This window comes from Dactylosporangium sp. NPDC051087 (assembly GCF_055586325.1).
This window is the reverse complement of record NZ_JBVJIJ010000007.1, coordinates 180,167-193,665: the sequence shown is the minus strand read 5'-3', so window position 1 is coordinate 193,665 and position 13,499 is coordinate 180,167. Positions and strand designations below refer to the sequence as shown.

The following is a 13,499-nucleotide window of genomic DNA, read 5'->3' as shown; positions in this document are numbered from 1 at the left end:
CGCTGCGCTCCGGCGTCGGCCTGAGCCAGACCTGCAATGCTGATTCGCGGCTCCTGCGCTGCGCTCCGGGCCGCTCATGCCGCCACCTCCGCTGCGCTCCGGCGTCGGCCTGAGCCGAAGCTGCAATGCTGATTCGCGGCTCCTGCGCTGCGCTCCGGGCCGCTCATGCCGCCACCTCCGCGGGCACGGCGGCCGGGCGGGTGCGCTGCGCCCAGGCCACCGCGGGGCCGCTCGCGGCCATCGCCACGATCATGACGGCGCTGAGGATCAGCCAGCCGACGGTGCCCAGGTCGCCGGAGAGCGCGGTGACGACGGCGGGGCCCGCCACGGTCGGCAGTGCCTGGCCGAGCCGGAACGCGCCGGCGTACGAGCCCTGGGCGTGGTCCGGTGCGAGACCGAACTGCAGGGTCCACCGGGCGGTCTCGCCGGTCAGCTCCGCGAGAGTGAGCACGACCGCCGCGAGGACGAGGACGGCCGTCGCCGGCACGACCGGCAGCCGCCCGCTGAGCGCCACGATCGGGCACGCGACGGCGAGCAGGATGAAGGCGAACCGCTGCAGGCGGGCCGCGGACGGCACGTCGTTGCCGGCGCGGGAGACCCGCACCTGCAGCGCGACCACGAGGACGGTGTTGATGCCGGTGATCCAGGCGGCGAGCGGCCGGGGCACGTCGGTGCTCGAGACGATCCACAGCGGGATGCCGATGAGCAGGATGGTCTCGCCGAGCCGGGTCAGGCAGCTGACCTGGGCCACCAGCAGGTAGGGCAGGTCGGCCAGGGCGCGCCGCCGGCCGGCGGCCGCGGGTGGTTGCGCGGGGCGTGGCCACGGCGGCAGCAGCAGGTACAGCACGGCGACGGTGACCGCGCACCCCGCCACGGTGGCGAGCATCGCCATGTACGCCGCTGTGCTCGCGGCCGCCAGTACCAGACCCGCCAGCAGCACACCGAAGGTGAAACCGGCGTTGAAGACGCTGCGGAGATACGCCGAGACCCGCACCCTGTCGCGACCGGTCATCACCGCGGCGATCATGCCGTCGCGGCTGACGTCCCACGCCTGCTCGGCCGCGCTCACCAGGGCCACCAGCGGCGCGAACAACCAGAACGAGTCGATCGCCGCGAGGCAGACCACGAGGGCCGCCTGGGACAGCACGAACAGCACCGCCATCCGCCGGGCGCCGTACCGGTCGGCCAGCCGGCCCGCGACCACCCCGACGACGAGGCCGGCCAACCCGGCCACCGACAGGCCCAGGCCGACCTGGCCGGGCCGCAGGTCGGCCGCGTGCAGGAAGTAGACCGGTGCGCTGGCGAGGTAGAGGCCCGCGCCGACGCTGCCGGCGAGCTGGGCCCCGGCGAGGATGCGCGGGGCGCCCTTGTCCGGCAGCAATGCGCCGAGCCGTGACCGGCCAGGGGTCTTTTGATCGTCCACAGTGGACGATTCAGCTGCGGTCACGTGACATCTCCCCCGTGTCATGGACTGCTTGGCTTCAATGCCTTGACAGGCACCTCGGGTATTGTAATCTGGTGATCGACGATATAGATAGTGATGTCCATTAACTACGGTTGCATCGAGCTTGATCGTCATTTACGGGGCCCGGACTCGTCGCCGCAGTGCTGCTCCGGCGGGATTCCGGAGGTAGTCGGGGGACCCATCACAGTGTCAGATGCGCTGCCGTCTGCTTTGTTGCGGCTGTGTTCCGAAGTGCTGCAACGACCAGTGGACGCACTTTTCGACGACAATACGTTGTCATTCGCCGCGCTCGGCGGAACGTCTTTGCTAGCGGTGGAACTGGTGGCCCGGGCCGGCCCGGAAGCCGGCTGGCGCCTCGATCTCGGCGAAGTCCTGCGGCCCCGATCCCTGCACTCGGCGCTGCGGCTCGGCGCCCCGGTCGGGCCCGCCGAAACGGTGCCCGGGACCGGCCCGGCGAGCCCGCCCGAGACCGGCCCGCCGGGCACCGCGGACCGTGCGTGGCGCCCGCTGCTGCCGGCGCAGCACGCGATGCTCGTCGCGGAGGAGCAGGGCGGCGGCGCCGCGTACCGGTTGCTGTTCACGCTGCGCGTGCCGGGCGCCGCCGACCGGACCCGGCTGCGGGCCGCGCTCGACGCGCTCGCCGACCGGCACGAGACCTTGCGGACCGTCTTCGGGCACCCCGGCGACGAGCCGGCGCAGCGCGTCGTCCCGGGGCACCGCCCGACCCTGCTCGACCTCGGGCGGCTCGCCCTGCCCGGCGACCCGGTGTCCGTGGTGCATGCCCAGCTGGCCGCCGCCGAGCCGCTCGCGCCGGAGCGGGAGCCGGCCGTGCTCGCCGCGCTCACCGAACTCCCCGGGTCCCCTGGGCTCCCTGGACTCCCCGGCCAGGCGGAGCACCTGGTCACGGTGCTCGCCCACCACACGCTGCTCGACGGCTGGAGCATCGGCCTGCTGCTGCGCGAGCTCACCACCGCCTACCTGGGCGAGGACGCGGCGCCGGCGGAAGCCGGACGGCCGGGTGCCGGCGCCGGGCCGACCTCGCCGCTGGCGATCGCGCGGGCGGTCGACGCGGCCCGGCGGGACGGCGCCGTCGACGAGCTCGCCCGGGCGCGGGCCGCCGCGCTCGCCGACGCGCCGCACGTGGTCGCCCTGCCCGGCGGACGCCAGGCGGGACGGTCGCCGGGCGACGCGACCGGCGTGCGCCTGCCGTTCGAGCTGTCCCCGGACGCCGTCGCGGCCGTCGCCGCGCTGGTCGGTGCCGCCGGCGTGACCCGCACCCCGGTGCTGCTCGCCGCCTGGGCGCTGTGCGTGGCCAGGCGGTGCGACACCGACGACCTGCTCGTCGGCGTGCCCGTGTCGGGTCGCCCGACGGCGGAGCTGGCCACCGTGCTGGGCCTCGCCACGCGCGTCGTGCCGGTGCGCTGCCGCCTCGACGACGACGCGACCGCCGCCGCCTACCTGGCGGGCGTGGCCACCGCGCTCGCGGACGCGGTCGCGGCCTCGGCGGTGCCGTTCGAGGAGCTGGTGCTGCGGTGCGGGCTGGCCGGCGACCCGGACCGCAACCCGCTCACGCAGATCGGGTTCGCCGCCCATGACGAGCTGATCCCGGCGGTCCTGCCGAGCCCGCGCGGGCCGGTGACCGTCCACGAGGGGCACGGCGGCGGTTCGGTGTTCGACGCCATGCTCTACGTCCGGCGCTGGGGTTCCCGGCCCGAGTGCGCGCTGGAGTACCGCACCGTGGCCGTGGACGTCGCGGGCGCGGCGGCGCTCGCCGAGGCGTTCGAGGCGACGCTGGTGGATCTGGCCGCCGCGGTCGCCGCCGCGTCGCCGCTGGGCGTGGTCCGCGGGATGTCCGGCCGTCAGCGCGACGAACTGCGCCGCCGGCGGCACGGACCGGCCGTCGGCACCGGGAGCCCCGCGGACGCCGGCCTGTGGCAACGGTTCGCGGCGCAGGCGGCGGCGACCCCGGACGCGGTGGCCGTCGGTGACGCCGACGGTTCGACGGTGTCCTACGCCGCCCTGCGCGCCGCGGCCGAGCGGCTGTCGGCCCGGCTGGCGGCGTCCGGCGTCCGGCCCGCCGACCGGGTCGTCATCGCCGTGCGGGGCTCCGCCGCCGAGGTCGTCGCGGTCCTGGCGACGTTGCGGCTGGCCGCGACCTACGTCGGTGTCGACGGCGACGCGCCGGACGCCGTGCTCGCCGCGCAGCTCGCCGGGGCCCGGCCGCGCGCGGTCATCGGCACGGGAGCGGCCGCCGCGCGCATCGCCGCGCTGGCCCCGAGCGGCTGCGCCACGGTCGACCCGGCGGAAAGCACCGAACCAGCACAACAAACAGCCGAAGCCGACCCGGCGGAAAGCACCGACCCGGCACAAGGCGCCGAACCAGCACAACAAACAGCCGAAGCAGACGCGGCGGAAAGCGCCGACCCGGCACAAGGCGCCGAACCAGCACCACAAACACCCGCGGCGGCCGGCGGGCCTGAGACGGTCGCGTACCTCGCCTTCACCTCCGGCTCCACCGGCACGCCGAAGGCCGCACGGATCACCCACGCCGGCGTCCTGCGGCTGGTCGACGACGCCGACGCGATCCATCGTGGCCCCGGCGTGCGGTTCCTGCGCCTGGCGCCGCTCGCGTTCGACGCCTCCACGCTGGAGCTGTTCGTGCCGCTGCTCACCGGCGGCCGGCTGGAGATCTTCCCGCCGGCCGTACCGGACGTCGACGCGCTGGCCGGGTTCCTGCTCGAGCGCCGGGTCGAGGTGGCGTGGCTGACGGCCGGGCTGTTCCGGGTCATGGCCGACCACCGGCCGGACGCGTTCGCCGGGCTGAGCCAGTTGCTGACCGGCGGTGACGTCGTGCCCACCGGCCAGGCCCGGACCGTGCTGGAACGCTGCCCGGGACTGCGCCTCACCAACGGCTACGGCCCGACGGAGAACACGACGTTCACCACCGTGCACCACGTGTCCGACCCCGGTCAGGTCCCCGCCGCGCTGCCGATCGGCCGGCCGGTCGCCGGGACGAGCGTGCTGGTGCTCGACAGCCGCGGTGGCCTGGTGCCGCCCGGCGGGATCGGCGAACTGTGCACCGGCGGCCTCGGGCTGGCGGTCGACTACCTGGACGACCCAGAGCGCACGCGCGCCGCGTTCGGCCGGCCGGCACCGGACACCGGCGAGCGGCTGTACCGCACCGGTGACCTCGCCCGGTGGGACGGCGACGGCCGGCTGCACTTCCTCGGCCGCCGCGACCAGCAGGTCAAGGTGGCCGGGCACCGGATCGACCTCGCCGAGGTCACCGCGCAGCTGATGACCCACCCGTCGGTCCGCGACGCCGTCGTCGTGGTCGAGGGCACGCCGGACACCGGTCGCCGGCTCGTCGCCGCGGTGGTCGGCCCGGACGCCGGTGAGCTGGACGAGATCCGCCGCGGCGCCGAACAGGCCCTGCCCGCCTACGCGGTGCCGTCGCGGCTGACGGTGCTGGCAGAGCTGCCGCTGACCGCCAACGGCAAGGTCGACGGCCGGGCCGTGGCCGCCGCCGCGACCGCCACGACCGCCACGACCGTCGCGCCGGCGGTGCCCGTACCGCCGCCGCTGCACGACCTCGAGGAGCTGGTCGCCGACCTGTGGGAGGGTGCCCTCGGCACCGACGACTTCGACCTCGACGAGGCGTTCTTCGACGTCGGCGGCGACTCGCTGCGGCTGTCCAAGGTCCATCGTGGGCTGCGCGAGCGGCTGCCGGGCGTCGAGGTGACCCTGGTGGAGCTGTACCGGTGGCCGACCGTGCGCGCCCTCGCCGAGCAGCTGCGGAGCAAGGCGGGCGGGCGGTGACCGGGGTGGCCGGGCCGATCGCGGTCGTCGGCGTCGCGGCCCGGTTCCCCGGCGCGCGCGACCTCGACGAGTTCTGGGCCGGGCTGCTGGCCGGGCGGGAGTCGGTGTCGCGGTTCAGCGCCGCCGAGCTCGCCCGGGCGGACCCGGAGCACGAGGCCGGGGACTACGTGCCGGTGCGTGGCGTGCTCGACGGCGTGGAGGACTTCGACGCCGGCTTCTTCGCGATGTCGCCGCGGGAGGCCGAGATCACCGACCCCCAGCACCGCCTGCTGCTGGAGTGCGCCTGGGAGGCGCTGGAGTCCGCCGGCCGCCCGCCGGGTCAGGAGACCGGCCGGGTCGCGGTCTTCGCCGGCACGGGCATCAACACGTACCTGAGCCGGCATCTGCAGCCGCGCGCGGACGTGCTGGGCGACGCCGGCTGGCTGAGCGTCGCGCTGGGCAACGAGAAGGACCACGCGGCGACCAGGATCGCCTACCGCCTCGGCCTGCGCGGTCCGGCGGTCGGCGTGCAGACCGCGTGCTCGACGGGCCTGGTCGCGGTCCATCTCGCCTGCGTGAGTCTCCAGGTCGACGACGCCGACGTGGCGCTGGCGGGTGCCGCCGCGGTGTCGGTGCCGCAGCAGCGCGGCTACACCTACGACCCGCACGGCATCGGCGCGCCCGACGGGCACTGCCGGGTGTTCGCCGCCGACGCCGCCGGGACGGTGCCGGGTAACGGCGCCGGCGTCGTGGTGCTGCGCCGCCTGGCGGACGCGGTGGCGGACGGCGACCCGATCCTCGCGGTGATCCTCGGCTCGGCTGTCAACAACGACGGTTCGGCGAAGGTCGGATACACCGCGCCCGGCCTCGACGGCCAGGTCGACGTCCTGACCCGCGCCCATCGGCGGGCCGGCGTCGACCCGGCGACGATCGACGTGGTCGAGGCGCACGGCACCGGCACCGAGATGGGCGACGCCATCGAGGTCGCGGCGCTCGTCGAGGCGCTCGGCGATGCCGGCCGCGACACCGACCGGCTGCTCGGCTCGCTGAAGCCGAACATCGGCCACCTCGACGCCGCGGCCGGCATCGCCGGGCTGTGCAAGGCGCTGCTGATGCTGCGCCACGGCGTGGTGCCGCCCGTCATCAACCACAGCGGCCCGCACCCCGACGCCCCGTTCGCGCGGGCCCGCCTGAGGGTGAACACCACGGCCAGCGCGTGGCCCGACGGCCCGGGACCGCGGCGCGTCGCGGTCAGCTCGTTCGGCATCGGCGGCACCAACGCGCACCTCGTGCTGCAGGAGCCGCCGCCCGTCGCCGCGCCGCCGGCACCGGCGGGGCCCGACCTGGTGCTGCTGTCCGGGCGGACCGCGCAGGCCGCCGCCGACGCCGCCGGGCGCCTGGCCGATCACCTGGAGCGCCATCCGGAGCTGCCGCTCGCCGACGTCGCGCACACCACCCGCGTCGGGCGGACCGCCTGGGCGCACCGCACCGCCCTGGTCGCCGCCGACCGCGACGAGCTCGTCACGGCGCTGCGCCGGCGCACCACCGCGGTGAGCGGGTCCCGCCGCCCGACGGTGGTCTTCGCCTTTCCCGGCCAGGGCAGCCAGCACGCCGGGATGGCGCGGGCGGTGTACGACCTGCTGCCGGCCGTCCGGGAGTCGATCGAGGAATGCCTCGCCGAACTGGCGGAGCCGCTGCGCGGGCCGGTCCGCGCCGTGCTGCTGGAGCGCGGCGCGGACGCCGAGGCGCTGACGCGCCGGTCGCGGTACGCCCAGCCCGCACTGTTCATCTTCGAGTGGGCGCTGGCCCAGCAGCTGGCCGCCTGGGGGCAGCGTCCCGGCCTGGTGCTCGGCCACAGCGTCGGCGAGTACGCCGCGGCCTGTGTCGCCGGCGCCTTCGAGCCGCGGGACGCGCTGCGGCTGCTCGCCGAGCGCGGCCGGCTCGTCGACGCCACCCCGCCCGGGGCGATGGTGGCGGTGCTCGCCGACGCGGAGACGGTCCGGCCGCTGCTGCCGCCGGGTGCCGAGATCGCCGCCGACAACGCCCCCGCGGTCACCCTCGTGTCCGGCGCCCCGGACGCGGTCGCCGAGGCGGTGCGCCGCTTCGCCGATCGCGGCATCGGCACCCGGGCGGTGCCGGCCGACCGGGCGTTCCACTCGAGCCTGCTCGACGGCGCGGTGGCCGGGTTCCGCGCGTTCGCGCGGGGCGTCGAGCACCGGCCGCTGCGCCTGCCGATGGCCGACACCGTCACCGGCGACCTGCTCGCCGCCGGCCACGTCCGCGACGGCGACGGCTGGGCCCGCCAGCTGCGGGCGCCGGTCCGGTTCCGGGCCGCGGCCGAGCACGCGCTGGCCGTCCGCGGGCCGGTCGTGCTCGAGGTCGGGCCCGGCCGGGCGCTGACGGCGCTGCTGCGGGCGGTCGCGGGGGACCGGCCGGCGACGGTGATCCCGACGCTCGGCGCGGGCCCGGGCGGCGACGACATCGGCGCGCTGCTGCGTGGGCTGGGCCGGCTGTGGACCGCGGGTGTGGACGTGCGGTGGCCGGCCGGCGGGCTCGTCGGACCGGCCCGGCGGGTCGCCCTGCCGCCGTACCCCTTCCAGCGCACCCGGCACTGGATCGACCCTGTCGAGATCCGGCCCGCCGCAGTGCCGGTCGCACCCGCCCCGCCGGCCGCACCCGAGGTGCCGGCCGCACCCGATGCGACGGCGGAGGCGGTCGCGGACGGCGGGGAGCCCGTCGAGCACCGGGTCGAGCGAGAGATCGTGCAGGCCTGGCGGGACGCCCTCGGCGTCGCCGACATCACGAGCGCCTCCAACTTCTTCGAGCTCGGCGGCGAGTCGCTCGTGGCGGTGCGGATGCTGTCGCGGCTGCGCCGCACGCTCGGGGTCCGCATCTCGGTGCGGGCGTTCGCCGCGACACCGACCGTGCACGCACTGACCAGGTCCGCGATCAGCACCCTGACCGAGGACGCGGTGAGCACCCGGACCGTGGACGCCGCCGGGGGCGCCGGACCGAGCTGAACGAACCGACATCACGGGGGAGAGGCACGTACATGTCCGACTTCGAGCGGATCGCGGACGGCGTGGGCCGGCCGCTGGTCATCGTCGACTTCATCCGGATCGGCAGCGGCACCGGCCTGAGCGAGCTGTTCGCCGGCGAGGCGGGCGCCGGTCCGGTGTACCGCATCGACCCGATCGACCGGCTCGTGGCCGCGGGCGGCTACCGCAGCGTCGAGCTGCTGGCCGACGGGTACACGCGGAGCATCGCCGAGGCGGGGCTGAGCGCACCGCGCATCGCCGGCTACTGCAGCGCCGCGGCGACCGCCACCCTGCTGGCCGACCGGATCGGCGCGGACCTGGTCCTGGTGGAGCCGACCTGGCCGGCACCGGACACGGCGCGCGCCGACTTCCTCGGCTTCCGCCAGGCCCTGCTGTCCGGGGCGCCCGAGGCCGAGGCGGTGCCGCCGGCGGGCGACGACCCCGCGGCGGTGCTGGCCGCGATGGCCGCGACGCTGCACGCCGACCTCGACGTCATGGCCGCCGCCGAAGGGCTGGACGCCGAGGATGTCGAGGACCTGCGCGAGCAGCTCGTCGCCCGCTACGTGGCGTGGCTGGCGCTGCTGCTCGCCTCGGCGGCCCAGCCGCCGGCCCAGTCGCCGACCCATCCGGCCGCGGTCGTCGTGACCAGCGCGGACCACGCCGGGCCGCTGCGCATCGAGCCGGCCGAGCTCGTCCGCCTGGCGGCCGGCGAGGACCAGTTGCTCACCGATCCGCGGTCCCGCGCCGCGCTGCGCGAGCTGCTCCAGCGGGCGGCGGTGGTGCAGCGGTGACCGCCGGCCTCGGTGTCGCGCCCGCCGACCTCGGCCGGGGCGCGGTCGTCCACCGCGACGGGTCGCCGCTGGCCGATCTGATCGCCGGGCAGGCGCGGCGCACACCCGACGCCGTGGCGGTGCTCGACGAGCGGGCCACGCTGACGTACGGCCGGCTGCTCGAACAGGCGGACGAGCTCGCGGCGCGGCTGCGGGCCGCCGGCGTGGGCCCCGGCACGGTGGTCGGCGTCGCGGCGGACCGGTCCGTGGAGCTGTCCGTGCTGCTGGTCGGCATCCTGCGGGCCGGCGGCGCGTACCTGCCGCTCGATCCGGGCGAGCCGGGCGCCCGGCTGGTCACCATGCTCACGCAGTCGGGCGCGGCGCTGGTCCTCGCCGACGAGGCGAACGCCGCCGAGGTCCGCACGCGCATGGACGCGGCCGGGACGGCGCAGCTGTCCGGACCCGCCGTGTACCGCCGTGCTGATCCGCTGCCGGCGCACGGCACCCCCGGCGCCGGTCCGGCGAGCGGGCCGGATTTGGCGTACGTCATCCACACCTCCGGCTCCACCGGCACGCCGAAGGCCGTGGGGGTGCCCAACCGCGGCATCGTCAATCGGCTGCTGTGGATGCAGGAGACGTACGAGCTGACGCCGGATGACACGGTGCTGCACAAGACGCCGTACACGTTCGACGTCTCGGTGTGGGAGCTCTTCTGGCCGCTGATCGCCGGCGCGCGCCTGGTCATGGCGCAGCCCGGCGGGCACCGGGATCCCGAGTACCTGTCCCGGCTGGTGGAACGCGAACGCGTCACGGTCGTGCATTTCGTGCCGAGCATGCTGAGCGCGGTGCTCGAGGAGCCGGAGTTCCGCCGCTGCGCCGGCCTGCGCCTGGTGATCTGCAGCGGGGAGGTGCTGGCGCCGGCCGTCGTGAACCGCTTCCGTGAGCTGAACCCGGCGCGGCTGGACAACCTGTACGGCCCGACGGAAGCGTCCGTCGACGTGACCTGGTGGCCGTGCGAGCCGGCCGAGACCGGCGCGACGGTGCCGATCGGGCGGCCGATCAGCAACGTGGTGCTGCGGGTGCTCGACCCGCAGGGGGTGCCGTGCCCGCCGGGGGTGCCCGGCGAGCTGTTCATCGGTGGCGACACGGCGCTCGCGAGCGGGTACCTGGGCCGGCCCGACCTGACGGTGGAGCGGTTCGTGCCCGACCCGTCCGGCACGTCGCCGCGGTCCCGCATGTACCGCACCGGCGACCTCGTGCGCTGGCGCGACGACGGCGTCCTGGAGTACCTCGGCCGGCTGGACCACCAGATCAAGCTGCGCGGCCAGCGCATCGAACCGGGCGAGATCGAGGCGGCGCTGTGCCGCGACCCGGCGGTCACCGCTGCGGTGGTACTGGCGCGCGACGACGGCGCCGGGCCGCTGCTCGTCGGCTACGTGACGACGCGCGACACGGACCCGCCGGACGAGCGCCGGCTGCGGCGGACGCTGGCGGAGGTGCTGCCGGCCGGCCTGGTGCCGGCCCGGATCGTGGTGCTGCCCGCGCTGCCGCTCACGGCCAACGGCAAGCTCGACCGGGCCGCGCTGCCGCCGCCACCGCGCCGGGACAAGGGCGCGCGGCGCCCGCGATGACGACGGGAGTGAGGGACACATGCCGAGTTCGGTAGCGGACGCGTACCGGGAGATGTTCACGGCCATGTACGGGCTGTCGAGCCCGACCGTCGTGCTGGGCGAGAACATCCACTGGCGGGCGCCGGTGACGGAGGTGGGCCTGGAGGCGGCGGCGTTCAACCAGACGCGCGCCCACGTGCCCGTCGGATTCTTCTACGAGATGCACAGCCCGGCGCCCGACGAGCCGCGGCTGCGCCGGGACCTCGATCGGGCCGCGCAGGACGGCGCCGACTGGCTGCTCTACCCGCAGCTGCGCACCGCCGAGCCGAGCGGGCCGTTGCCGGCGGCGGGGTTCGTCGCGCTGCCCTGGTTCATCGAGACGCAGTTCCACGTGCGGGCGGGCGTCGACGAGGACCTGCGCGCCCAGCTGGGCAACGGACGCTACCGCGACCTGCGCCGCATGGTGCGCCGCAGCGAGGAGGTCAGCGCGTACGAGGTGCTCACCGGCGACGACCTCGCCGCGAACCCGGAGGCGCTCAAGGCGTTCGTCGGCCTGCACGCGCTGAACCTCGCCAAGTACGGGCACCGCTACAACCATCTGGACGCCACCGCCATGTCGATCGCGCTGGACTCGCCGCTGCGGGAACGCCTGCGGCTGCTGCTGCGCCGGTCGCTCGGCGACGACGCGTGGGTCCAGGCGATGCTGTGCGTCCTGGACGGCACGGGCCGGTCCATGACCCTGCTCGCGCAGGGGATCGACCCCGAGGCCGCGCAGCCCGGCGTGAGCCACTACCGGGCGGCCTTCTACCAGCTGTACCGGTGGGGCGCGGAGCACGGCGTGCACACCTTCAGCCTCGGGCGCGGCAACGAGGTCAAGAAGCTCGACCTCGGCGCGAACACGTTCCACCTGCTCGCCAACCACATCGGCGCGGTCGGCGACGGCGACCCGGCGGTGTTCCACCCACTGCGGGACAGGCTGACGGCGGCGTTCGACGCCGTCGTGGCCCGGCTGTCGGCCGCCGGCGGCGAGTTCGTCGACGTCCGGCGATGAACCGGTGGGTCTACGCGGCGCGGCACGCGGTGGACCGGCCCCTGCCGGTCGCGTTCCGGGTGCTGTGGTGCGGCAGCCTGGTCAACCGGCTCGGGTTCATGGTGCAGCCGTTCCTGGCGCTGTACCTGACCGGGCAGGGCGGCCTGGACGCGCGCACCGCGGGGTTCATCCTGGCCGCGTTCGGTGCCGGCGCGATCGTGTCGCAGCCGTTGGGCGGCGTGCTGGCCGACCGCTTCGGGGCCCGCCGGACCCTGCTCGCGGGCGCGGTCGCCGGCGCGGTCACCGTGTGCGCCGTGCCCTTCGGCCGCACCGTGCCGACGATGATCGCGCTCGTCGTGCTGTACGGCATCGTCGTGGACCTGTACCGGCCGGCGCTCAACGTGCTCGTCGTGGACATCGTGCCGGCCGCCGACCGGGCCAGGGCGTTCGGCCTGATCTTCTGGGCCGTCAACCTGGGCAGCGCGATCGCGAGCGTGGCCGGCGGGGTGCTCGCCGGGCAGGGGTACTGGCTGCTGTTCGTGGTGAACGCGGCCGGCAACGCGGCGTTCGCCGGCGTGGTGGCGCTGTTCGTGCCGGCGGACCGGCCGGTCGCCGGCCCGGCCCGGGGCGGCGGTGGCGGCCGCGCGTGGAGCGACCCGCTGCTGTGGCAGATCACCGCGGCGTTCGGCGTCTTCGCCGTGCTGCTGGTCCAGGCGAACGTGACGCTGCCGCTCGTCATGCGCGACAACGGGTTCCCCGCGGCGGTCTACGGCCTCGTGATCGCCGTCAACCCGGTGGTGATCCTGGTGCTGCAGCCGCTGCTGGCCCGCCGGCTCGCGACGTGGCCGCGGCCGCAGGTCTTCGCCGGGTCGCTGCTGCTGACCGGGCTCGGGTTCGGCGCCACTGCGCTCGCCGGCTCGATCCTCGCCTACGCCGCCGCCGTCGTCGTGTGGACGGTCGGCGAGATCGGCGTGGCGACCGTCGGGCCGACCCTGGTCACCGAGATCGCCCCGGAAGGCGCCCAGGGCCGCTACAGCGGGTTCTTCGGCACCGCGTACGGCGCGTCGAGCCTCGTCGGCCCGCTGTTCGGCACGGCGCTGCTGGACCGCGGTGCCGGCCTGCTCTGGGCGGTGTGCGCCGGCGCGGGCGCCCTGGCCGCGCTCGGTGCCGCCGGGCTCGGCCCCGCCGTGCGGCGGCGGACCGCGTCCACCGGGCCGGCCGCGGTCAGCCCGCGGGAGTCGCGACCGGCGCCGTGACCGCGTCGCCGGCCAGCCGGACGAGGTCGGCGGTGTCCAGCTCCAGGGTGCGGTCGTTGCGGCCGCTGCCGCAGTAGACGAGGCCCATCGTGGCGGCCGCGGTGTCGAAGACCGTGAGGACGTCGGCGCGCGCGCAGACCGGGCTGGCGCCGCCCGGTGCCATGCCGAGCGAGCCGAGCACGGCCTCGTCGGCGGGGCGCAGCTGGGCCCGCGACACGGACGCGGCCCTGGCCAGCTCCCGGTAGTTGAGCCGGCTCGGCCCGGGGATGACGGCGAGCACGACCCGGCCGGCGTCGGTCTGGAACACCAGCGTCTTCACCGAACGCTCGACCGGCAGGTCCAGGTGCTCCTCGATGTCGCGGGCGGTGCGGATGGGCGCGTGCTCGACCACGCGGAACGGCACCCCGGCGCGCTGCAGCACGCCGATCGGCGTCGGGATCGCGGAATCTTCCGTCATGTGGGAATTCTAACGGCGGATCGTCGTGCGTCTTCGGCTTCCGCGCGGCGCCACGCAGGACAGTACTGCCCGGTC

The 13,499-nt window shown here is 75.9% G+C and carries 8 protein-coding genes; 6 read left to right on the top strand and 2 right to left on the bottom strand.

From position 1 onward, the window contains the following. Positions 1 to 163 precede the first annotated feature (163 nt). Positions 164 to 1,447, bottom strand: coding sequence for an MFS transporter (locus tag ACZ6TV_RS15555; RefSeq protein WP_465297833.1), 1,284 nt, complete (start codon positions 1,445 to 1,447; stop codon positions 164 to 166). Between the two features lie 93 nt (positions 1,448 to 1,540). On the opposite strand from ACZ6TV_RS15555, the gene ACZ6TV_RS15550 reads away from it, so the two are divergent. Genes ACZ6TV_RS15550 through ACZ6TV_RS15525 form a run of 6 tightly spaced genes read left to right on the top strand, consistent with a single transcriptional unit; the run spans position 1,541 to position 12,967 of the window. Beyond that, positions 1,541 to 5,284: an amino acid adenylation domain-containing protein gene (locus ACZ6TV_RS15550; RefSeq protein ID WP_465297832.1), complete on the top strand. Its 3,744-nt coding sequence runs from the start codon at positions 1,541 to 1,543 to the stop codon at positions 5,282 to 5,284. After that, the gene (locus tag ACZ6TV_RS15545; RefSeq protein ID WP_465297831.1) at positions 5,281 to 8,283 is read left to right on the top strand and encodes a type I polyketide synthase; all 3,003 of its coding nucleotides are present in this window, start codon (positions 5,281 to 5,283) and stop codon (positions 8,281 to 8,283) included. Before ACZ6TV_RS15550 ends, ACZ6TV_RS15545 begins: the two co-directional genes overlap by 4 nt. A 32-nt stretch (positions 8,284 to 8,315) precedes the next feature. Then, a complete protein-coding gene (locus tag ACZ6TV_RS15540) occupies positions 8,316 to 9,092 on the top strand; it encodes a hypothetical protein (RefSeq protein WP_465297830.1) in 777 nt (258 codons plus the stop codon). Continuing rightward, the gene (locus ACZ6TV_RS15535; RefSeq protein WP_465297829.1) at positions 9,089 to 10,702 is read left to right on the top strand and encodes an amino acid adenylation domain-containing protein; all 1,614 of its coding nucleotides are present in this window, start codon (positions 9,089 to 9,091) and stop codon (positions 10,700 to 10,702) included. Before ACZ6TV_RS15540 ends, ACZ6TV_RS15535 begins: the two co-directional genes overlap by 4 nt. 19 nt (positions 10,703 to 10,721) lie before the next feature. After that, positions 10,722 to 11,732: a GNAT family N-acetyltransferase gene (locus ACZ6TV_RS15530; RefSeq protein ID WP_465297828.1), complete on the top strand. Its 1,011-nt coding sequence runs from the start codon at positions 10,722 to 10,724 to the stop codon at positions 11,730 to 11,732. Further along, a complete protein-coding gene (locus ACZ6TV_RS15525; RefSeq protein WP_465297827.1) occupies positions 11,729 to 12,967 on the top strand; it encodes an MFS transporter in 1,239 nt (412 codons plus the stop codon). Before ACZ6TV_RS15530 ends, ACZ6TV_RS15525 begins: the two co-directional genes overlap by 4 nt. On the opposite strand, the gene ACZ6TV_RS15520 is transcribed toward ACZ6TV_RS15525, so the two are convergent. Then, the gene (locus ACZ6TV_RS15520; protein WP_465297826.1) at positions 12,936 to 13,424 is read right to left on the bottom strand and encodes a YbaK/EbsC family protein; all 489 of its coding nucleotides are present in this window, start codon (positions 13,422 to 13,424) and stop codon (positions 12,936 to 12,938) included. The two genes, ACZ6TV_RS15525 and ACZ6TV_RS15520, sit on opposite strands and share 32 nt — an antisense overlap. Positions 13,425 to 13,499: the final 75 nt, after the last annotated feature.

Coding starts and splice junctions, on each gene's coding strand:
- ACZ6TV_RS15520 (WP_465297826.1), bottom strand. CDS start 13,424: ATGACGGAAGATTCCGCGATCCCGACGCCGATCGGCGTGCTGCAGCGC.
- ACZ6TV_RS15530 (WP_465297828.1), top strand. CDS start 10,722: ATGCCGAGTTCGGTAGCGGACGCGTACCGGGAGATGTTCACGGCCATG.
- ACZ6TV_RS15525 (WP_465297827.1), top strand. CDS start 11,729: ATGAACCGGTGGGTCTACGCGGCGCGGCACGCGGTGGACCGGCCCCTG.
- ACZ6TV_RS15550 (WP_465297832.1), top strand. CDS start 1,541: ATGTCCATTAACTACGGTTGCATCGAGCTTGATCGTCATTTACGGGGC.
- ACZ6TV_RS15540 (WP_465297830.1), top strand. CDS start 8,316: ATGTCCGACTTCGAGCGGATCGCGGACGGCGTGGGCCGGCCGCTGGTC.